The sequence below is a fragment of the Wolbachia endosymbiont (group A) of Yponomeuta plumbellus genome (genome assembly GCF_947251575.1).
GTDB lineage: Bacteria > Pseudomonadota > Alphaproteobacteria > Rickettsiales > Anaplasmataceae > Wolbachia > Wolbachia pipientis.
In genome coordinates this window covers 257,677-278,518 of the sequence record NZ_OX366353.1, presented here as the reverse complement: position 1 = coordinate 278,518, position 20,842 = coordinate 257,677, and the positions used below count along the sequence as shown (strand labels likewise).

16 protein-coding genes, 1 tRNA gene and 1 pseudogene are annotated in these 20,842 nt (G+C 36.6%); 11 read left to right on the top strand and 7 right to left on the bottom strand.

The features are described from left to right. Positions 1 to 177: 177 nt before the first annotated feature. Together groL and OPR39_RS01430 are read right to left on the bottom strand one after the other, a co-directional pair. Positions 178 to 1,827: a chaperonin GroEL gene (gene groL / locus OPR39_RS01435; RefSeq protein ID WP_141456977.1), complete on the bottom strand. Its 1,650-nt coding sequence runs from the start codon at positions 1,825 to 1,827 to the stop codon at positions 178 to 180. A gap of 100 nt (positions 1,828 to 1,927) precedes the next feature. Further along, positions 1,928 to 2,209, bottom strand: a complete 282-nt coding sequence (locus OPR39_RS01430; RefSeq protein WP_173862882.1) for a co-chaperone GroES — start codon at positions 2,207 to 2,209, stop codon at positions 1,928 to 1,930. Positions 2,210 to 2,376: 167 nt separating this feature from the next. Between OPR39_RS01430 and ygfZ the strand changes: the two genes are divergently transcribed. Beyond that, positions 2,377 to 3,183: a CAF17-like 4Fe-4S cluster assembly/insertion protein YgfZ gene (gene ygfZ / locus OPR39_RS01425; protein ID WP_015589111.1), complete on the top strand. Its 807-nt coding sequence runs from the start codon at positions 2,377 to 2,379 to the stop codon at positions 3,181 to 3,183. Positions 3,184 to 4,047: 864 nt separating this feature from the next. Here ygfZ and alaS read toward each other — a convergent pair. After that, the gene (gene alaS, locus OPR39_RS01420; RefSeq protein ID WP_265038889.1) at positions 4,048 to 6,681 is read right to left on the bottom strand and encodes an alanine--tRNA ligase; all 2,634 of its coding nucleotides are present in this window, start codon (positions 6,679 to 6,681) and stop codon (positions 4,048 to 4,050) included. Between the two features lie 165 nt (positions 6,682 to 6,846). Between alaS and OPR39_RS01415 the strand changes: the two genes are divergently transcribed. The 7 genes from OPR39_RS01415 to gpmI all read left to right on the top strand — a co-directional run bounded on the left by OPR39_RS01415 (position 6,847) and on the right by gpmI (position 12,756). Next, complete coding sequence (locus tag OPR39_RS01415; protein ID WP_015589252.1) at positions 6,847 to 7,290, top strand: PAS domain-containing protein; 444 nt, start codon at positions 6,847 to 6,849, stop codon at positions 7,288 to 7,290. Between the two features lie 98 nt (positions 7,291 to 7,388). Continuing rightward, positions 7,389 to 7,595, top strand: coding sequence for a 50S ribosomal protein L35 (gene rpmI / locus OPR39_RS01410; RefSeq protein WP_015589253.1), 207 nt, complete (start codon positions 7,389 to 7,391; stop codon positions 7,593 to 7,595). A 20-nt stretch (positions 7,596 to 7,615) separates the two neighbouring features. Continuing rightward, entirely contained in the window at positions 7,616 to 7,981 is a 366-nt protein-coding gene (gene rplT / locus OPR39_RS01405; RefSeq protein ID WP_015589254.1) for a 50S ribosomal protein L20, read from the top strand. Positions 7,982 to 7,993: 12 nt separating this feature from the next. Continuing rightward, the gene (fmt, locus tag OPR39_RS01400) at positions 7,994 to 8,893 is read left to right on the top strand and encodes a methionyl-tRNA formyltransferase (protein ID WP_015589255.1); all 900 of its coding nucleotides are present in this window, start codon (positions 7,994 to 7,996) and stop codon (positions 8,891 to 8,893) included. Between the two features lie 80 nt (positions 8,894 to 8,973). Beyond that, positions 8,974 to 10,485, top strand: coding sequence for a bifunctional phosphoribosylaminoimidazolecarboxamide formyltransferase/IMP cyclohydrolase (gene purH / locus OPR39_RS01395; RefSeq protein ID WP_015589256.1), 1,512 nt, complete (start codon positions 8,974 to 8,976; stop codon positions 10,483 to 10,485). Between the two features lie 645 nt (positions 10,486 to 11,130). Further along, positions 11,131 to 11,202 (top strand) — tRNA-Asn (locus tag OPR39_RS01390). A 33-nt stretch (positions 11,203 to 11,235) separates the two neighbouring features. Continuing rightward, complete coding sequence (gpmI, locus tag OPR39_RS01385) at positions 11,236 to 12,756, top strand: 2,3-bisphosphoglycerate-independent phosphoglycerate mutase (protein WP_265038887.1); 1,521 nt, start codon at positions 11,236 to 11,238, stop codon at positions 12,754 to 12,756. A 39-nt stretch (positions 12,757 to 12,795) separates the two neighbouring features. Here the strand turns inward: gpmI and fabD are convergent, their stop codons facing one another. Continuing rightward, a complete protein-coding gene (gene fabD, locus OPR39_RS01380; RefSeq protein ID WP_015589258.1) occupies positions 12,796 to 13,776 on the bottom strand; it encodes an ACP S-malonyltransferase in 981 nt (326 codons plus the stop codon). Positions 13,777 to 13,904: 128 nt separating this feature from the next. Here fabD and rpmE point away from each other — a divergent pair, with 128 nt between their 5' ends. Together rpmE and OPR39_RS01370 are read left to right on the top strand one after the other, a co-directional pair. After that, the gene (rpmE, locus tag OPR39_RS01375) at positions 13,905 to 14,108 is read left to right on the top strand and encodes a 50S ribosomal protein L31 (protein WP_007548602.1); all 204 of its coding nucleotides are present in this window, start codon (positions 13,905 to 13,907) and stop codon (positions 14,106 to 14,108) included. Positions 14,109 to 14,146: 38 nt separating this feature from the next. After that, positions 14,147 to 14,941, top strand: coding sequence for an NAD kinase (locus tag OPR39_RS01370; RefSeq protein WP_141457245.1), 795 nt, complete (start codon positions 14,147 to 14,149; stop codon positions 14,939 to 14,941). On the opposite strand, the gene OPR39_RS01365 is transcribed toward OPR39_RS01370, so the two are convergent. Beyond that, the gene (locus OPR39_RS01365; RefSeq protein WP_265038885.1) at positions 14,938 to 15,111 is read right to left on the bottom strand and encodes a hypothetical protein; all 174 of its coding nucleotides are present in this window, start codon (positions 15,109 to 15,111) and stop codon (positions 14,938 to 14,940) included. The genes OPR39_RS01370 and OPR39_RS01365 overlap by 4 nt on opposite strands. A 144-nt stretch (positions 15,112 to 15,255) precedes the next feature. Between OPR39_RS01365 and OPR39_RS01360 the strand changes: the two genes are divergently transcribed. Next, positions 15,256 to 16,719 (top strand): hypothetical protein, encoded by a 1,464-nt coding sequence (locus OPR39_RS01360; RefSeq protein WP_174516898.1) that lies wholly within the window; start codon positions 15,256 to 15,258, stop codon positions 16,717 to 16,719. Between the two features lie 272 nt (positions 16,720 to 16,991). Here the strand turns inward: OPR39_RS01360 and tnpC are convergent. Next, positions 16,992 to 18,346: pseudogene (gene tnpC / locus OPR39_RS01355) on the bottom strand (IS66 family transposase). 210 nt (positions 18,347 to 18,556) lie between these two features. Beyond that, positions 18,557 to 20,830, bottom strand: coding sequence for a polyribonucleotide nucleotidyltransferase (gene pnp / locus OPR39_RS01350; RefSeq protein WP_141457247.1), 2,274 nt, complete (start codon positions 20,828 to 20,830; stop codon positions 18,557 to 18,559). Positions 20,831 to 20,842: the final 12 nt, after the last annotated feature.

The following is a 20,842-nucleotide window of genomic DNA, read 5'->3' as shown; positions in this document are numbered from 1 at the left end:
TAGGGATTATAGTTCTTTTATGCTGCCTTTTTGTTATTAGACAACCACAATATAAAGGCATGAAACGGATGCAAACAGTAGTGCATTTCTGCACCAAACGTATTACCTTTAACGAATAGTAAAATGTGAGATTTTTTGGAACTACCGTGGAGCAATTGCTCCACGGTTTCATTCTACTTAGAATCCACCCATGCCACTCATTTCTCCTGCACCCATAGGAGATGAAGCATTTTCTTTGCTTGGTACATCAACTATCATAGATTCAGTAGTTATCAGCACACTCGCAACAGATACCGCTGTTTCAAAAGCAATACGCACCACTTTTGCTGGATCAATCACACCAGCTGTAAATGCATTAGCGTAATTCATAGCCTCAACGTTGTATATAAGCTCTTTATCATTCTGCTTAATCAAATAGTCAATTATAACAGCAGATTCAAGACCAGCATTTTTGACTAACCTTCTAATTGGAGCACTGAGAACTTTCTTGATAATGTTTATGCCTATTTGTTCCTCGTCACTTGCACCTTTTAATTTGTCGAGAACAGATGAAGCATAAAGAAGCGCAACCCCACCACCTGGAACTATACCTTCTTCAATTGCAGCTCTTGTTGCATGCAGCGCATCTTCGACTCTATCTCTACGTTCTTTAACTTCCACTTCAGTTGCTCCACCAACTTTGAGCACAGCAACGCCACCTGATAATTTCGCTAAACGTTCTCTTAGCTTTTCTTTATCATAATCGGAAGTTGAAGTTTCAATTTGAGATTTAATCTGCTCGATTCTAGCTTTCACACTGTCAGAATCGCTATTTTCGCTGACAACTGTGGTATTATCTTTAGTAATTTTAACATTTTTAGCCGTACCAAGATCATCAAGCGTGAGATCTTCCATCTTGATTCCAAGTTCATCTTTTATGACGTACTTAGCACCAGTTAAAGTTGCTATGTCTTCGAGCATCTCCTTTCTTCTGTCACCAAAACCTGGAGCTTTTACTGCAGCAACTTTTAAACCACCACGCAATTTATTGATAACTAAAGTGCTTAATGCTTCACCTTCGATATCCTCTGCAATAATAACCAAAGGTTTACCAGATTTAACAATAGCTTCAAGAATAGGAAGTAAAGGTTGAATAATATTTAATTTTTTCTCTGTAATTAATAGATAAGGATTATCAAGCTCCACGATCATTTTTTCATTATTTGTAATAAAATACGGAGAGAGATAACCGCGATCAAATTGCATGCCAGTAGTCAGCTCAACTTCTAACTCTTTTGAACCTTTACTCTCTTCAACAGTTATTACACCCTCTTTTCCAACTTTTTTCACGGAATCAGCAATACTGTTACCTATATCCTTATCACCATTTGCAGATATTATTGCAACTTGTGCCACTTCGTCTATTTTCTCTAGAGAAATTGTACGAGACATTGACGTAATTTCCTTTAATATTACATCTTTTGCCTTCTGTATTCCGTTTTTAATACCAACACGATCGTTTCCAGCAGCAATTGATTTTGAAGCTTCCATTATCATGTTGCTAGTTAGTATTGAGCACGTTGTTGTACCATCACCAACTTTATCGTTACATTGAGAACAACTTTGTGCAAAGATGCTTGCTATTACAGCGTTTAATGGTTTTTCAGGCTTGATACCCTTCATCACCTTATAACCATCTTTTGTAATTTCTGGTGCTCCATAGGGCTTATTAATCCCTACTGTTTTTCCTCTAGGTCCCGCAGTTATTGCCACCGTTGAGTCTACTATTGCTGCGACTTCACGAAAGGCTTCTTGCAACTGCTCACCTGATACTACTACATTAGTCATTTTTATCACCTCTTGTTAATAAAAAATTTAGAAAACTATAATAAAATCATTCACAATGCGTCATGTTGCGCTTTGTTTAAGTTTAGTAAAATAAAGACTGCTATTTAATGACAGCAAGTATATCGGACTCTTTCATCACGATAAGCTTTTCATCATTATGTTCTATTTCTGTACCAGCCCATTGACGATAGAACACTTTATCACCAGCTTTCACAGTTAAAGTTACGCGTTCGCCACTTGAATTGCGTGAACCTTCACCAATTGCTATAACTTCACCTTTAGTAGGTTTCTTTTCAGCACTTGATGGAAGCACAATTCCACCTTGCTTTTCTTCGCTAATAGGCTTGATCAGCACGCTATCATCTAATACATTTAAACTTATACTTGACATTTGTTTTTCCTCATCAACAAATTAACTTATAAGTTTATATATATATACTCGTAAGTTAGATTTCAAGGGCTGGAGCTTGTAAAATATGCACGCCAAAAGCAGTTTCTAAAAGAGCCTAATGTTATATAATAAAATTTAGATTTATTTATAGAGATTTCATGAGTTATATACCATTTTTAAGTCGTGGTGTGATAGTGCTATATGGGCCTGACACTAGAGATTTTCTGCAGGGTATTATAACCAATGATATTAATAAGTTGGATAGCCAAAAAGCCATTTACTCTTTATTGCTTAGCCCTCAGGGAAAATATCTATATGATTTTTTTCTTATTGAATATGGTAAATACACCCTCTTAGAGTGCGAAAACATGCACTTGCAGCAAATAATCGAGAAACTGGATTTGCTTAAAACTTACTTGAGAGTGAAGATTAAAGACGTTAGCGCACTATATAAGGTTGGAGTTTTGTTTAATACTAAGTTGGCGGAGTGTAGTGGTAAGTCACAAGTTATTTTTCAAGATCCAAGGCACAAGCTGCTAGGAATGAGGATCATACATAAAGATGAAATAAAAGAGCCGGTTGGGGATTTTACTCAGTATGAAAAAGTTAGAATTCAAAATCTCGTTCCAGATGGAGCGAAAGATATGGTGCAGAATTCATCGTTTCCGCTGCAATTTTTAATCGATAAGGTAAACGGTATAAGCTTTAATAAGGGGTGTTATATAGGTCAGGAAGTTGTAAATCGAATGAGCAGACAAGAAATATTCAGAAGAAAACTTTACCTTGTTGAGGGGGATAACGCACTTCCAGATATTGGCACTAAAGTGACAAATGAAAACAATGAGGAAATAGGGGAACTGCGCTCTAGTGTAGACAACATTGGATTTGCATTGCTTAATACTGGAAAGAGCCATGCAAATTTATATGCAGATGGAGTTAGGTGCGTTAAGACGTTGAAGTCTTAAGGTAGCGCATATAGAAACGAAAAAACTTCCTTGACACCCTTCGCCAGCCCCCTTATCATAACAGTGAAGCTATTGTATTTGCTTTCGCCAATCTGCAGATTAAAAGGTAAGGATTACTTAATGTATCGGCGTCTTATGTTCAATTTTTTGCAGTATATAGATACTGTATGTCTTTACAAAACTTCATCTACATCTAGATTTTTATCTAAATAAGCTGAACGCGCTTATAAAGCGTTACAAGACATCAAAAAATGCCAATACTCGACAGAGATAGTAAAAGACTAGCTAACTCGGGGATTCTTTGTCTTTTTTTCTGCTTAGTAAATTTCTTAAACATTTGCAGCGTAAGTTAGTTGCAATTAAAAGCGGCTGAATCTCGCTTGTCAAGCGTTTAAAACATAAAAAACGCCAATATTTTAAAGCAGATAATAACCCCAGGGCTTCTTTTGCCTTTTTTTTATTTGGTAAATTTCTTAATATTTATGGCTAAACGACAATCGTCATCCCGCTACTTGTTAGCGGGATCTATGTTAAGGTATAGTAGGGGATCTATGTTAAGAGATACCGCGGCGGTATGACGGTTCGTGGCGGCGTGACGATAAGCTCGTCATCCCGCTGCTTGTTAGCGGGATCTATGTTGAGAGATACCGCGGCGGTATGACAGTGTAGATAGTAATTCGTCATTCCGCTACGTGTTAGCGGGATCTAGAAATACCGTGAATGAATCGCGGTATGACGGTTTGCAACGGTATGACGGTTCGCGGCGGCATAGTAATTCGTCATCCCGCTGCTTGTTAGCGGGATCTCTTGTTAGCGGCTAAGAGATACCGCGAATGAATCGCGGTATGACGGTGTAGACGATGGTTAAGTATCCCGCTGCTTGTTAGCGCCGCGGCGGTATGACGGTTCGTGGTGGTATGACGTAGAGTGCTTAGAAGCTGCTATTTTGCTACAAATGGCTGTAATGGCATCATCTATTTTATTGCTATCACAGCCTGTTTGTGCAAGTTCAGCGTTCCCACCACAATTTTTTTCAACTGCTATTGATACTAGTTCTTTTGCACTAATTTTATTAGCTAAGTCTTTACTTACTTTAATAATCAAGACTGTTTTATCTTTTTCTGTTGCCGTGAAAGCTATTATCGTTTTTGGTTTTTGTTGCTGCAAAACAAACTCTCTTATTATATTCGCTGGAATATTGGTAAAAGCATGACTTACAAAATTTATTCCATTTATTTCAGTGCTTTTTATGCTCTCTGCGCTTATAAGTTTTTTATATAAATTTTTTATTTTAGCTTCAGATTCTTTGCGCTCTTGATTTAAAATATTTAATCGGTTTATTATTTCACTTGCTGGTGCTTTTACGAATTCTGCAACTTTTTTTAAGTTAATTTCATTATCACGTACATAATTGATTGCTTCCTGACCAGTTAAAGCTTCAATTCTTCTCACTCCAAAAGCAACAGAACTTTCTGTTACTATCTTAAATAAACCAATTTCTCCAGTATGTTCAACGTGCGTGCCACCACACAGTTCTCTTGAATCTCCAATCTTCACTACTCTTACTTGGTTGCCATATTTTTCACCGAATAACGCCATAGCTCCTTCGTCTATTGCCTGATTCATGCTCTGAATTTTTGTAGACGTAGAAAGGTTTTCTCTGATTAGAGAGTTTACCATATCTTCTACTAAGAATAGCTGATCCTGAGTAACTTGAGTGTTATGACTAAAGTCAAATCGTAACTTATCCGGTGCAACTAGGGAACCTTTTTGAGTGACATGGTCACCCAAGATTTTTCTCAATACAAAGTGCAAAAGGTGTGTAGCTGAATGATTTCTTCTTAAGGTTTGCCTTCTTTCCTTGTCAATGCTTGCTGCAACTGTGTTACCTTTACAAATTGAACCGAACTTAACTATGCATCTGTGCAAATATAGGTCATTAACCTTATTGGTATTCTCGACTATAATAATACTTCTATCAGATTTGATCAGACTGCCAGTATCTCCCACCTGTCCACCTGACTCGCCATAAAAAGGTGTTTTATCAAGTATAATGGTTATCTTTTCTCCCTCCTTTGCAGAATCAATTACTTCATTTTTAGAGGAAACTATAGCTAGTATTTTCGCATCATTTACTTCATTGAACTCATAACCAACAAATTTTGTTTTGCCAAATTTATCGATCAAATCAAACCATACTTGCTCAACAGATTTTTCACCAGATCCAGCCCATTTAGCACGTGCTCTCTCTTTTTGTTCTCCCATTGCATCATCAAAACCCTTCTGGTCAAAATTTATTTTTTTCTCTTTTAAAATATCAAGTGTAATATCCAAAGGAAATCCATAAGTATCATATAGCTTAAACGCTAATTCTCCAGGCAGAGTGTCACCTGGTTTTAAATCTGCAGTGAATTTTTCCAATAGACTAATGCCTTTCATCAAAGTGTCTTTAAAGTTTTCTTCCTCTGATTTTAACGTCGTTTCTATTAAGCTTTTAGCTCTGACTAATTCAGCTCCCATATAAGCCGAACTCGTGCTATCTATCAACACTGGAAAAATACGATGGAGTAGGGAATCATTATATCCAAGCAGGTGAATATAACGTGTGGCTCTCCTAATTAATCTGCGTAATACGTAATTCCTGCCCTCATTTCCAGGAAGCACTCCTTCTGCGATGAGAAATGCAGCCGCGCGAAGATGATCTGCTACGATCTTATGCGCTATTTTATTTTCTGTTCTTCCACAATACTCTTGAGATTTATTTATCAAAGCAGAAAATAAATCAATATCATAGTTATCATGGACGTTTTGCATAACAGCCGCTATTCTTTCAAGACCCATTCCAGTATCGATGCATTTTTTTGGCAATTTGTGTAAATTACCTTCTTCATCTTTGTTAAACTCCATGAATACCAGATTCCAGATTTCAACAATTCTATCGCCCTCTTGTAAATTAGGACTCCCATGGTCATAAAAAATTTCAGAACATGGACCGCACGGACCAGTGCTTCCCATACTCCAAAAGTTATCATCCGTTGTAATTCTTATGATTTTATCACTTGAAAAGCCACTTATCTTACGCCAAATCTCGTACGCCTCATCATCAGTATGGTAGACGGTTATGGATAGTCTGTTTTTATCAAGAGATAACTCTTTAGTGATAAATTCCCACGCAAATTCTATCGCAGTTTCCTTAAAGTAATCACCGAAGCTAAAATTTCCGAGCATTTCAAAAAATGTGTGATGCCGAGTTGTATAGCCAACATTTTCCAGATCATTGTGTTTACCGCCTGCTCTTAGGCACTTTTGACTTGAGACAGCACGTTTCATTTCAGTTTTTTGAGCACCAGTAAAAATATTTTTAAACTGCACCATACCAGCATTTGTGAACATGAGCGTTGAGTCATGTTCTGGAATCAAAGGAGAAGAAGAAACCTGCTCGTGGTCATTATTTACAAAAAATTTTATAAATCTTTCTCTGATTTCGTTTAGCTTCATCGTTTTTATTGAGGTTATCTATAAATAATAAGTTGTAATGGAAATAAAATCAATACCACTCTCTAGATCTCAGAACTTCTAGTGACATGCACCTTGTGGTAAGAAAAAATCAATATATTCACGATAAATTTACCTCATATCTGTGTTTTATATGTGGAAATTGGAATGGAAATTTATGTAGGCAAAGAAAAAAGAATAGCAAATGTGGTGACTCAACACTGGAATGACATAAAAGGATCAGACAGAGATTGGCCAGAAAGGCATGAAATAGACACTGCAGAAATAATGGAGTCATGGCAGCATTGTTTTATCATTGAAGTCAAAGATCAAGGTTATATTTGCGAAAATGCAGGAGAAAAGGCTGTTGAATTCTATGGTTTTGAGAACAAGACGCGTATTGATAATAAGTATGCAATTGATGCACCATTTTTGCGACTATATAAAATAGATGCAGTCATTGATAAACTTGATACTGTAATAGAGAGTAAATGTCCAATCAACGAAGAGGAAGAAAGTGAAAGTGTTAAAATGAGGCAAGTATTGTTGCCACTTGGGAATAAAGAAGGTATAACACATATATTGGGCGTAATTACTTTTAAACTCCTTTAATATACAATTTTAATTTGATTCTTTAATAAAATTATTTATACTACTACTTAATTACTATTAAAGAACTCAATAGTAGTGCTTGTAAATTTGTTTAGAATATGAAGAAAATAAAATTAAAAACCAAATCCTCTGTCAAAAAGCGCTTTCACCTTACAGCTAAGGGTAAAGTCATTTCTACTCAGTCAGGCAAAAGGCATGGCATGGTAAAGAGAAGTAAATCTAATATTCGTAATCAGCGCGGTACAACGATTCTTGGTAAATCTGACTCGCGTATAGTTAAGCTTTATATGCCTTATGGTATTTAATAAAATGGAGGTAAAATAAAATGGCTCGGGTAAAACGTGGAGTCACTACTCACGCTCGTCATAAAAAAATATTGAAACTGGCAAAGGGTTATAGAGGGCGCGCAAAAAGTTGTTATAGAATTGCATTACAAAGAGTTGAAAAAGCACTGCAATATGCTTATAGAGACAGAAGAAATCGTAAACGTGATTTTCGTGGTTTATGGATAATACGTATTAATGCAGCAGTAAGAGAGCATGGGCTTACTTATGGTAGGTTTATGCATGGTCTTACACTTGCCGGCATTGATTTAAATAGAAAGATTCTTGCTGAGATGGCCGTTAATTATAAGGATGATTTTGCCAAATTAGTAGAAGCTGTAAGTGGTAAATTAGCAGAGAATTCTTAAAGCAAAGACACCATGAGAATTATTTTCATGGGGTCACCAGAATTCGCTGTTAGTACGCTAAACTTACTATTGAAATCACAGAATAAAATAGTAGCAGTATACACCAAGGCTCCAAAACCTTCAGGGCGTGGACAGAAGCCAACGAAATCTCCAGTACATGTTATCGCTGAAGAAAGTAACATAGAGGTATGTACTCCTATCTCTCTAAAGTTTTCGGCAGAGCAAGAAAAATTTAGAAATTTCAAACCAGACGTTGCAGTTGTAGCTGCGTATGGATTGATACTTCCAAGAGAAATTTTGAATATTCCAAAATATGGTTGTATTAATATTCATCCTTCATTACTACCAAGGTGGCGTGGTGCAGCCCCGATACAGCACACAATTTTAGCAGGAGATCAAGAAACCGGGGTTAGCATTATGCAACTGGATGAAGGATTAGATTCCGGCCCTATTTTAAAACAGGAAAAATTTCTTATCGAAAAGAACGATAATTACAAGACATTGCATGATAAATTGTCTGAATTAGGCAGTGATTTACTGCTGGAAGTGCTAAACGAAATTGAAAAACAGCTTCTCTTAAAACAGAACGATAACGATGCATGTTACGCTAACAAAGTGGAAGACTATAAAATTTATGCAAGTGATGCCTGTGAAGTTGCTTATAGAAAGGTTAAAGCGTTTTACCCAAAAGCATTCATTAAGATAGAAAATAAACGTATCAGGATACTTGATGCTGACTTTGAAGCTCTCGCTTCAGAACAAGGTAAGATTGTTAACGATAATATGCACATAAGTTTAAAAGGTGGCACTTTAATTCCTAAAGTTGTACAAATGGAAGGGAGAAATCCTTGCAGTATTGAAGATTTTATTCGTGGCTTGAAATCAAGCATGGTAAAAAAATTTATAGAATAGACTGCTTTAAATTAGTGTAGAAATGTAATAGCTAAATTTCCTTTTCTTAGATATAATCTTATAAAATTTTCTGTACAAAAATGAAAATCAAAAGAGCTTTAATATCGGTATATGATAAAACGAATATAATTGATCTTGCATCGTTTTTAATGCAGCAACAAATAGAAATTCTTTCAACAGGAAATACTTATAAAGCACTATCTGATGCCGGAATAAAAACGCAAGAAGTATCAGATTATACGCAATTTCCAGAGATACTGGGTGGTAGAGTAAAAACTTTACACCCTAAAATTCATGGAGGAATACTTTATGATCGAGAAAAGCACAAAAAGGAAGTGCAAGATCTAGAAATTGAGCCAATAGACCTGCTTATAACTAACCTATACCCATTTTGGGAGACAGTAAGTAGCAGCTCAAATGAAGAGCAAATTATAGAACAAATTGATATCGGCGGAGTGGCATTAATTAGAGCTGCAGCAAAAAACTTTCGTTTTACTTCAGTTATTTCTAGCATTCAAGACTATGAAGCACTGAAAGCTGAGATGATAGAAAATAACAATAAAACAACATTGGAATATAGAAAACACTTAGCAACCAAAGCATTTGCTCTCACTGCACACTACGATTCTAATATTCACAGTTGGTTTTTATCCCAGAGTAAAAATAATGAGTTACCAGAGTTTTTTGCTCTATACGGGCATAAAGTACAAGAACTCAGGTATGGTGAAAATCCCCATCAAAAAGCTGCATTTTATAGTAATCAATTTACAGAATATCCGTTGGAAAAACTACATGGAAAAGAGTTGAGTTATAATAATATAGTAGATATAGAATCCGCACTTAACATAACTTCTGAATTCGAAGAACCTGCAGCAGTGATAATCAAGCATAATAACCCATGTGGCGCTGCTATTGGTAATAATGCTTTGGAGGCATATGAAAAAGCTCTATCGTGCGATGAAGTAAGCAGTTTTGGTGGTATAGTTGCCTTAAACCGGGAGATAGATTTAAAGCTAGCGGAAAAATTAAACGAGATATTTTTAGAAGTAGTGATAGCACCATCGGTAAACAATGAGGCACTAAAAATTTTACAAAGAAAGAAAAATTTAAGAGTGATTATTCATAAATCTTTTCAACAAAATGTGAAATACCAAACTAAAAATGTTGTTGGTGGGTTTTTGGTGCAAGAAAATAATGACCACACAATAAAAGCAGAACAAGTAACAGAATGCACTGCAACAGACAAAGAAAAAAAAGATCTTATTTTTGCCTGGAAAATATGTAAGCATGTGAAATCCAACGCAATAGTTATAGCAAAAGATGGTTGTGCTATTGGCATCGGCGCAGGGCAAACAAGCAGAATAGATAGTGTGAACATTGCAGTGAAAAAAGCAGGTGAAAAATGTAAAGGTGCGGTGCTTGCTTCAGATGCATTTTTCCCATTTCCAGATAGCATAGTAGAAAGCACAAAACATGGAATTACAGCTATAATTCAGCCCGGTGGCTCGCTAAAAGATCAAGATGTGATAAAAGCTGCAAATGAAAATAAAATTGCTATGTTTTTCACTGGCGTTCGCAGTTTTTTCCATTAGGCTTTGTGTCTTATCGTCATACCGCCACAAACCGTCATACCGCCGCGGTATCTCTCAACATAGATCCCGCTAGCGGGATGACAAATATACCGCCGCGGCGCTAACAAGAGATCCCGCTAACAAGCAGCGGGATGACGAGCTTATCGTGCTGCCACGAACCGTCATGCCTCTGCGAACCGTCATACCGCGATTCATTCGCGGTATCTCAGCCGCTAACAAGTAGCGGGATGACGGTTGTCGTTTAGCTATAAATATTTAAGAAATTTACCAAATAAAAAAAAGGCAAAAGAAGCCCCGTGGTGCGAGTTTTGACCCTCTAATACTTTAAATTGGCGCTGTAATAATGTGCTAACGCTTAAAATAAGCGCGATTTGGCTGAATGTAGAAAAAATTAAAAAGACATGCAGCCGCTATAATTTTATGTAATCCGCCAATAGATACTCCAAGTTTTTTACTGAATTTTTGTTATTGAACCCGCGCGGATCAAAAACAAGTTTTGAGTCAGAAATACTCTTAATACTACAATAAGGGGGCTGGCGGAGTTTGTCAAGTAAGTTTTTTCGTTTCTGTGACCAGTTGGACTTAAAGTCTACACAAAAAACGTTTACAACCAACGTTCAACATGGTAAATTAAAAACGGTTTATTCCTCGGTAGCTCAGTGGTAGAGCAGTTGGCTGTTAACCAATTGGTCGCTGGTTCGAATCCGGCCCGGGGAGCGTTTCTCTGTGAAATTCTAGTGTTGATTTTATATGAACATTAAATCAGTGGTTTTATGTATACTAGATGGCTGGGGAAATGGAATAGAGAATAATAAATACAACGCTATTAGCAACGCAAATCCACCTTGTTGGCAATACATTAGCTCTAATTATCCACAATGCAGTTTATCCGCCTGTGGAACTGATGTTGGGTTACCTGGTGGTCAGATAGGTAACTCAGAAGTTGGCCACATGAATATTGGCAGTGGTAGAGTAGTAATGCAAAGCCTTCAGCGCATTAATCAAGAGATTGGAACAATAGAAAACAATGTAAATCTACAAAGTTTTATTAATGATCTAAAAAGTAAGAATGGTATATGCCATCTAGTGGGATTGGTGTCAGATGGCGGTGTTCATTCGCATCAAAAGCATATTTCAACTTTAGCAAATAAAATATCACAGCATGGAATCAAAGTGGTGATACATGCATTTTTAGATGGCAGAGACACATTGCCAAATTCAGGAAAAAAATGCATTCAAGAATTTATAAAGAGTATAAAGGGAAATGACATAAGAATTGCTACTGTTTCTGGGCGTTACTATGCTATGGACCGTGATAACAGGTGGGAGAGAATAATTGAAGCTTATGAGGCTATCGCATTTGCAAAGGCACCTCGTCATGATAATGCAGTATCGTTGATTGATGAAAATTATCAAAATAACATAACTGATGAGTTTGTCAGGCCTGCAGTAATAGGTGACTATCAAGGTATAAAACCAGAAGATGGAGTGCTGTTGGCTAACTTTCGTGCTGATCGAATGATACAATTAGCAAGTATTTTGCTAGGCAAAACAGACTATATTGAGGTAGCAAAACTCTCTTCAATTCTAAGCATGATGAAATATAAAGAAGATCTCAAAATTCCTCATATTTTTCCTCCTACTTCTTTCGCTGATACTCTAGGACAAACAATAGCAGACAATAAATTGCAACAATTACGTATCGCCGAAACCGAGAAATACGCTCATGTGACTTTCTTTTTCAATTGTGGAAAAGAAGAACCTTTCTCTGGTGAAGAAAGAATACTCATTCCCTCACCAAAAGTTCAAACTTACGATTTGCAGCCCGAAATGTCAGCCTTCGAGCTCACAGAAAAGCTTGTAGAAAAAATTCACTCCCAAGAATTCGCACTGATAGTTGTAAATTACGCTAATCCTGATATGGTAGGGCATACAGGTAATATAAAAGCAGCCGAGAAAGCTGTGCTAGCTGTAGATGATTGTCTTGCGAAAGTGCTGAGTGCTGTTAAAAAGTCAAGCAACACCGCATTAATTGTCACTGCAGACCACGGTAATGTGGAATGTATGTTCGATGAAGAAAATAATACACCTCACACAGCACACACTCTAAATAAAGTGCCATTTATTGTGTCTTGCGATAATCTAAAACTAAGAGACGGAAGGTTATCTGACATTGCCCCTACTATTTTACAGCTACTTGGAATTAAAAAACCAAACGAAATGACAGGCAGTTCGTTGATTTCTTGCATTACCCTCTGTCATTCCAGCTAGGCAGCGTTATGCACCGGAATGACATCAAATAGATGTGTTTTAACTTAATCCAACTTTTAAATTTTTCGCTGTTAGTACTAATGATTCATTAAAGAAGCTGTCAATATCACCAATACTATCTATATTTTTTGTACTGATAGATTGGTCAATTCTTTTGACCAAATTAGATAAAACTTTATTAGGGCCAATTTCAACAAATTTGTTAATGCCACGGCTTGACATATACAAAACCATTTCTCTCCATTTCACTCTGCTTACAACTTGCTTGGCGAGTAAAGTTTTTATAACTTTGGGATCACTCTCCTCTTTAGCTGTAACATTTGATATCAAAGGAACTATAGGACGGGTTATTTTAATACCCTTCAAAAACTCCAAAACTTTTTCATCAGCAGGTTTCATAAGAGATGAATGAAAAGGCCCACTAACCTGTAATTTAATTAGTTTCCTCACACTCGAGTTTTTGAATAAATCGGGTAACATTTCAAGAGCTTCTCTAGTGCCACTTATAACCACTTGTCCGCCACCGTTATCGTTTGCAATTTCACAAATTCCGTCAATTTGAACTGATTTCAATATATCTTCCACTTCATTTATCTCTGCTCCAAGCAACGCAACCATTCCGCCTTTACATTTCAGTGAAGCTTCATGCATTGCTTCGCTGCGAACTTTCAGCAGCTTGATTGCAGACTCAAGCGTTAACGCTCCTGCAGCACACAGCGCTGTATATTCGCCAACTGAATGCCCACAAACATATTTAACATTGTGATCAGTGAAAAGAGATTTGCCAAACACATGCTCCATAACACGTAGCATTGCAATTGATACTGCCATTATAGCTGGCTGAGCGTTTTCTGTAATGGTTAATTCTTCAATAGGACCGTTGAAGATTAAATGAGACAGCTTTCCATCCAATATGCTATCTACTTCATTAAATACTTGTCTTGCAACAGAAAACTCACTATATAAGCTCCTGCCCATTCCTACAAACTGAGAGCCCTGACCAGGGAAAGCGAAAATCATGATAATTATTACTTATTCCTTATTAAGTATAACATTTTATTTATTTTTTGTCAATATTTTAGAATAATGATTGACTTAGTGAATTAAGTTCACTAGAATGTTAACTGACTAAAAGTTTATAAACAACAATGAATTATCATAAAATTATTATAGTTATGACAGACGGTCAAGAGTTTGAAACTCGTTCCACTTATGGAAAGGAGGGAGATAGGGTAAAACTTGATAGAGATCCTCTTACTCACCCTGCATGGACTGGAAGTTTGACAAGCGGGTTAGCAAGTAAAACTAGCAAATTAGCTAAGTTTAACGATAAATATGGAAGCATTTTCTAATTCTCCTCCTCTTTAAGTTTTAGAGAGTTTACTGAAGCATGCATAAATACAAAAATATAGGCTATGTTGCTTCTCCATCACCAAAATCGCAGGAAGTATCTAAACTATTAAAGAAACTTAATTTTATCAATATAACAGAAGAAAATAAGTCCGAAATCGATCTATTGATAGTTGTTGGCGGTGATGGCTTTATGCTACGCACCTTGCATAATTACGTTATAGAAAATAAAAACATGCATGTGTATGGGGTAAATACCGGCAATGTTGGGTTTTTGATGAATAAATGCTTTAGCCGCAGTGAAGATTTAATTGATCATATAGAACATGCAACTTCAACTCAGTTAACTTTGCTAAAAATGGAAGCAACAGACACAAGTGGCAAGAGGTATCACTACATAGCGGTAAACGAGGTATATGTTTTTAGAAAAGCAAACCAAATAGTAGAAATGAATATCACTATTAATGATAAGCTAAAAGTAGAAAAATTTAGAGGGGACGGAGTAATATTATCTACTCCCACAGGTAGCACTGCATATAACTTCTCTGCCGGTGGCCCAATCTTGCCGCTAAATTCAAATTTACTTGCATTAACCTCTATCAATAGCTATTACCCAAGGCATTGGAATGGAGCGTTAATATCAAACGATACAATCGTACAAATTGACATTAACGACACAAAAAACCGTCCAGCACTTGTAGTATCAGATTACAAAGAATTTCATGATATATCACAGATAAAAATACAAAAAGACCATGAGAACACAATCACTTTGCTTTTTGACAAAGATTACCCTCTGAATGAAAGAATCTTTGATAGACAATTTCTATACTAATAATGTATCTGTTCAGATACATGGCTAATGTACAAATATTGAAACAAAAATTCCAGTGCCCCTGTGATGTCATTCCAGTGCTTGACACTGGAATCCAGCTTTTGATCAAAAATGTTGTATAGTACACAATCAAATTTTCTGGATCCCAGTGTCAAGCACTGGGATGACACCCATTTGTTCCTATAGTTGTCTTTTCTCGTCTACCTTATTTTGCCACTCTGCTAAACAGATACATTATCTGTAAATTGGTATTTACTACATCTTAATAACTATAGCGTAATCAATGCAGCATAGTAATTAACTTTGGAGTGAATATGCATGGGTCAGTCGAAAAATCAACAGTAAAATTAACTTCTTACGAACAAACAGGTGACAATAGCAAGATAACACTAAAAGATCCACCATCGCCTGAAGAAGCAGGAAATGCTATCTCAAGTGTACTGAATGTAGTACCACGTGTGCAGGGAATGTCACATGAAGAATCAGATGATGAGGAAGTGGATCCTACTTATGCATCTGTAAATCGACAAAAAGATGGTGATGGAGCACCACCGATTTTGCCAAAAGCTCCAGGTTTACAAGACAAAGAAGACAAAAATTTGTTTGGTCTTAGTACTGAAGTACTACCTCCTTCCCTAGAAGAAACAAAAGGTGAGACTCATGATTGGGTATCACAAACAGCAAGTTTAGGTTTAGGAGGATTATCTGGTAATGGATCAGAAGAACATATTTATGCAGCTATAGACCCAAATGCAAAATCTTCGAAAAAGAGTTTAGACAGTGGAATAGGTGGTCAAAACTCAAAAGATGATTTAGGTGCGTCTTCAAATACTTTACCATCGTATAAAAGCAAAGATGACTCTGAAGAGTCTTTGTCACTAAATTCTGATATAGGTAGCACAACAAATAAAAAAACAAACAGATTCTTGCCAAGAGCAAAGTATGCCATGCAGCAGAAGGGTTTTATAATTTTTGGTGCAAGTGCTATTATACTCAGTATATCTGCAGCTTTATTATATTTACAAGATAAAGCAAAATTTATTGCATTTTTTACAAACAGCCCAAAATATATCACTGTACCAGTTATCGCACTTGCTGCATTGCTTGCAATTGGTCCAATATTTTTTGCAACAAGGCAATTTATAGATACTGAAGAACATTCCATTCAAAAAAAAGATGCGGATAAAATTTTAGCTGAGGTGTTGGAGCACCAGCCAAAAGATAAAGCTATAAAATCTGTAAGACTGGAATATAGCAATGGCACTCATTCAAATTTTGTACTTAATGCTTGGGAAGCTAAACAAGGCTTCACTAACATTGACGAAAAAGTAATTACTAGAACTAATAAAATAAAATCAGTAATTAACGACAGACCAATATTTACTGCATTATTTACTGGTGTAGTTGCTGCAAATATAGCGTTTCCTCTAGGGCTACTTGCAACACATGGTGTTAATGGTGTACAAAAATTTTACCAAAACCCTTTGACTAATAACATAGGATTATCATTACTTATAGGTTCTGGTATACTTGCATTACTCATTGTGGGTTTTGGCATACATTATTATAGAAAAACAAATTGCACTAATCTTATATATTCGCAGGAAAAGATTGACCCTGAAAGCGTTAACAAGAAATTCATTGAAGAAATAAAACACGAAAGAACAAATGTTCTTGGGGAAAACCACGGTAAAGACGCTAAACGCAGCAGCTTAACGCTTGAGCAAGTTGTGGTTCAATCTCATAATTGTAAGGATGTTGTTTATAGTGTCGGTTAATAAAATGCATGATATAGCTAGTGCAGCCCTACGTCATACCGCCGCAGACCGTCATACCGCGATTCATTCGCGGTATCTCTTAGCATAGATCCCGCTAACAGGTAGCGGGATGACGATTGTCAGGGTAGCACCTCCCTCCCCTGTCATCCAAGTAGCTGACACTGGGATGACAAAAAAAAGGAGCACTGGAATGACATCACAGGGGCACTGAAATGACATCCTCCTAGTAGAGATCGCTTTTGTAATTGCAACATTCACGTGTATCCGTTCAGCTAAGCGGTGTGAGAGATGATAGATAAGAGGTTTTGGAAAGCCCATTTGTTTCCATGTCAAGTATAATGAAATTATCCGTTCAAGTTCCCCACTTCGATTGGGTAAAATATGAATTTTTGCGATAAACGACATAATGCCGTATTTGCCGTTCAGCATGGTTATTTGTCAGCGGAATGTTTTCTGGGTCATCTAAAAAATTCCACATTATTCTTTCAGATTTCAAAATATTTTTTGCAACTCGAGAAGCTCCAATTGCTTCAGGTAAACGGCTTCAAGTAATACCTTGTACGTTTTCGCAATTTTCTGGCACGTCTGGTAAATCTAAAAACATCTATCTCATTTTTTAGTAAAGCTTTTTTTAGTGCAAATAATTCAGTAGTGACATCTCTTACATAACAGCCAAGAATCTTAACTTCAATGTTCCAGCTATGAGCCAGCCTTTCAAAATCTCTTATTAAATAAGCCCAGCAGATTTGCCTTTTCTTATCATTAAAGTAGTTGTAGGCTGAATATCTATCAGTTACTATCAAACTATTGCGATTGCAAAATGTGCTGTCTTGCAAAACCTTCATTCCTCTTGATTCTGTCAATTTTACAAAACTTGCCGTATTGCTTGCAAACATCCAACACCAGCCAAGTTTACCTTTGTTATAATGGCTCGTTTCATCGATATGCAGAACTTCACTTTTACTTACTTCTTGCTCGATTTGCTCATATGCTTCTTGGCATTTTTCTGCAACTCTAGCCTCGCTATTTGACACGCTACCAACACTGATGTCCAGGTTGAAAATATTTTTTATAATATTTGCTACTTCTCTTTTCGAGTTCTTGTAAAATCCGCTCAGCGCCGCAATTGTTGACTTAACTTTTGGACCAAATGTATCCGCAGTAACACCTTCTGGTAACTTGCTACTTTTTCTTTTTCCACACTTGCAACAGCGGCCATTGGTATTCCACAACATAAGCTGGCAAATCAACTTTTTGATGAATGTATGGCTCTTTCGATATCGCAATTTCTCCTCCGCACTCGCAAGAACTCTATTTTCACCACTTCATCTGCTTCCATTTTAGGGCGATACTTTCCTTCATGCCCAATCTGTGCCCCTATTTTCCTGTCACTTTTTTTCTTTTTCTTCTTTAGCTTGTATAACTCTTTTGAGCTCGGTATCGATGAATTTTGTGAATTCAGACCTAGTCTTTCTTTCAATTCAGCATTTTCGATTCTTAGCGCCTTATTCTCAGATCTAAAATTTTCGTTTTCTATCTCTAACCTCTTTATCTCTGCTTTTAGTTGCTCTATCTCTATTTTAAAGCTTTCACAGAGCTTGAGAAGACTAGCTAGTAGATCAGACATATTTACCACACATACTACTTGTGATATTGTGTTTTTAGCACTCCTTGTCTACTTTTTATTTTACCGCTCCGCTGAACGGATACCTTGGGTTAGCTATAGCTAACACCACAATTGTACTAACATTGTGATTTGAGAACAACCTTCACCAGAAAGGGTGTCATTCCAGTATTAAGCACTGGAATGACGAGAGGTAACGCAAGAAGTTTACTCTTAATAAAAACCTGATGATGAATCATTATTACCAAATTTCGGCCTATTTCTGTTGCTGAAACCAGAACGAGGACGAGGAGGCCTCTTATGGTGACTTCCTCCAGGTTTTCTACTAAATGAATTATTGTAATAATTATCCCTGTCATTTGGACCATCTTTCCTTTCCTCGTTGTAAAGCTCACCTTCAAAAAACTCTCCCGTCTCTTGATCAACCCGACGTCTTGACAACTTTGGACACCCACCTTTTTCGAAGTCAATTACTAGTGCTTTGAAAGTATCATCTTGTTTAAGTACGCTCTCTATAGAATCTATATGTTCATTAGCTACTTCACTTATGTGCATTTTTCCTTTTCTGCCATTAAGAAATTCAAGCTCTACAATAGACTTCTCTATTCTTACAACCTTGACATCAACTATAGAACCTTGTTCTAGTTCTGTTATTGAATCAATCATCATACTCTTTGCAATTTCAGCTTCAGTGCCACTCGTAGCAAAAACAGAAACTTTACCATCATCTCCTATTTCAATTTTTGCATTACTTCTTTCACACACACTGCGTATATTTTTCCCCTTAGAACCTATAGCAGCAGAAATTTTGTCTTTATCTATGTAAAATGATAACATCCTTGGTGCATGGTCTTTGACATCATCACTGTGTTCTGAAATCACTGCATTCATTTTTTCTAAAATAAGTAATCTTCCAGCTTTTGCCTGTTCTAAAGATTTTTCAACAATTTCAAAGCTTATACCAGAAATTTTCATGTCCATTTGTAGCGCCGTAACCCCTTCACTAGTTCCTGCTACTTTAAAGTCCATATCACCAAGATAATCTTCATCACCAAGTATATCGGAAAGTATTACATACTCGTCTTTATCTTTGATGAGACCCATAGCAATTCCAGCAACAGGGGCCTTTATTGGCACACCCGTATCCATTAAAGCAAGAGAAGTCCCACAAACTGTTGCCATAGAAGAAGAACCATCAGACTCCAAAATTTCGGACACTACTCTTATTGTATAAGGAAATTCAGACTTATCGGGTAAAACAGGATGAATTGCTTTCCAAGCAAGTTTGCCATGACCGATTTCCCTTCTTCCTGGTGCACGCGCAGCAGAAGTTTCTCCAACAGCAAATGAGGGAAAGTTATAATGCAACATGAAATGCTCACGTCTATCCCCTTCAATATCATCCACAATTTGCTCATCTTGAGTGGTGCCAAGAGCAGTAACAACCAGTGCCTGAGTATTGCCTCTTGTAAATAGTGCAGAACCGTGAGTTTTGGACAGAATATCAACTTCAACTTCTATCTGACGTATCTCATCATGCTTACGACCGTCTATCCTTACACTTTTCTTCCTAATTATTTCACGTACTAAAGATCTTTCAAAATTTTTTACTGCATACGTAATTAACTTTTCGTCTTTTCCAGTTTCTTTAAGAGTATTCAATATATTCTCTCTGATCGCTTCTAGAGCTTGAACTCGCTCTTGTTTTACTGTTTGCGAATATGCTTTTTCAAAATCTTTACCGTATTTTTCGAGCTCTTGTGTTATATCTGATGCATCAATAGGGGCAAAGCTCTCAGGTTTATTGCCAATTGTATCAGCAAACTCTTTTATGAGCTTAATGACAGGCTTAAGGTGTTCATGGCCAAATTTTATTGCATTAAAAACATTTTCTTCAGAGAGCTCTTTCACTTCTGATTCAACCATTAAAATTGAATTTTCATCACCAGACAAAAACAGATCCAAGCTGCTTGCTTTCATCTCTTGAACAGAAGGGTTGAGTATATAGTTATTATTTTCATCACAACCAACCATCACTCCAGCTATAGTAAAGTGAAAGGGAACACCAGAAATTGCAAGAGCTGCAACAGCACCAATCAATGCTGGCACTTCAGGAGGATTGACTGTATCATAAGTTAATAGATTGCACACCACACTAATTTCATCATGAAATCCTTCTGGGAATAGTGGTCTTATACTTCTATCTATTACTCTTGAGATTAAAGTTTCTCTATCAGATGGCTTGCCTTCTCTTTTAAAAAACCCGCCAGGGATCTTACCCATGGCATAGCTTTTTGCGATAAACTGCACATTTAAAGGTAGGAAATCAACGCTTTCTTCCTTCTTTTTACGTACAACAGTTACTAAAACAGAAGTATCACCGTAATTTACAACTACTGAACCATGAGCTTGGCGTGCTATTTTTCCTGTTTCTAAAGATAAGGCACGACCACCCCACTCTATAGATTTTTTTATAATTTTAAACATATTAAATTCCTC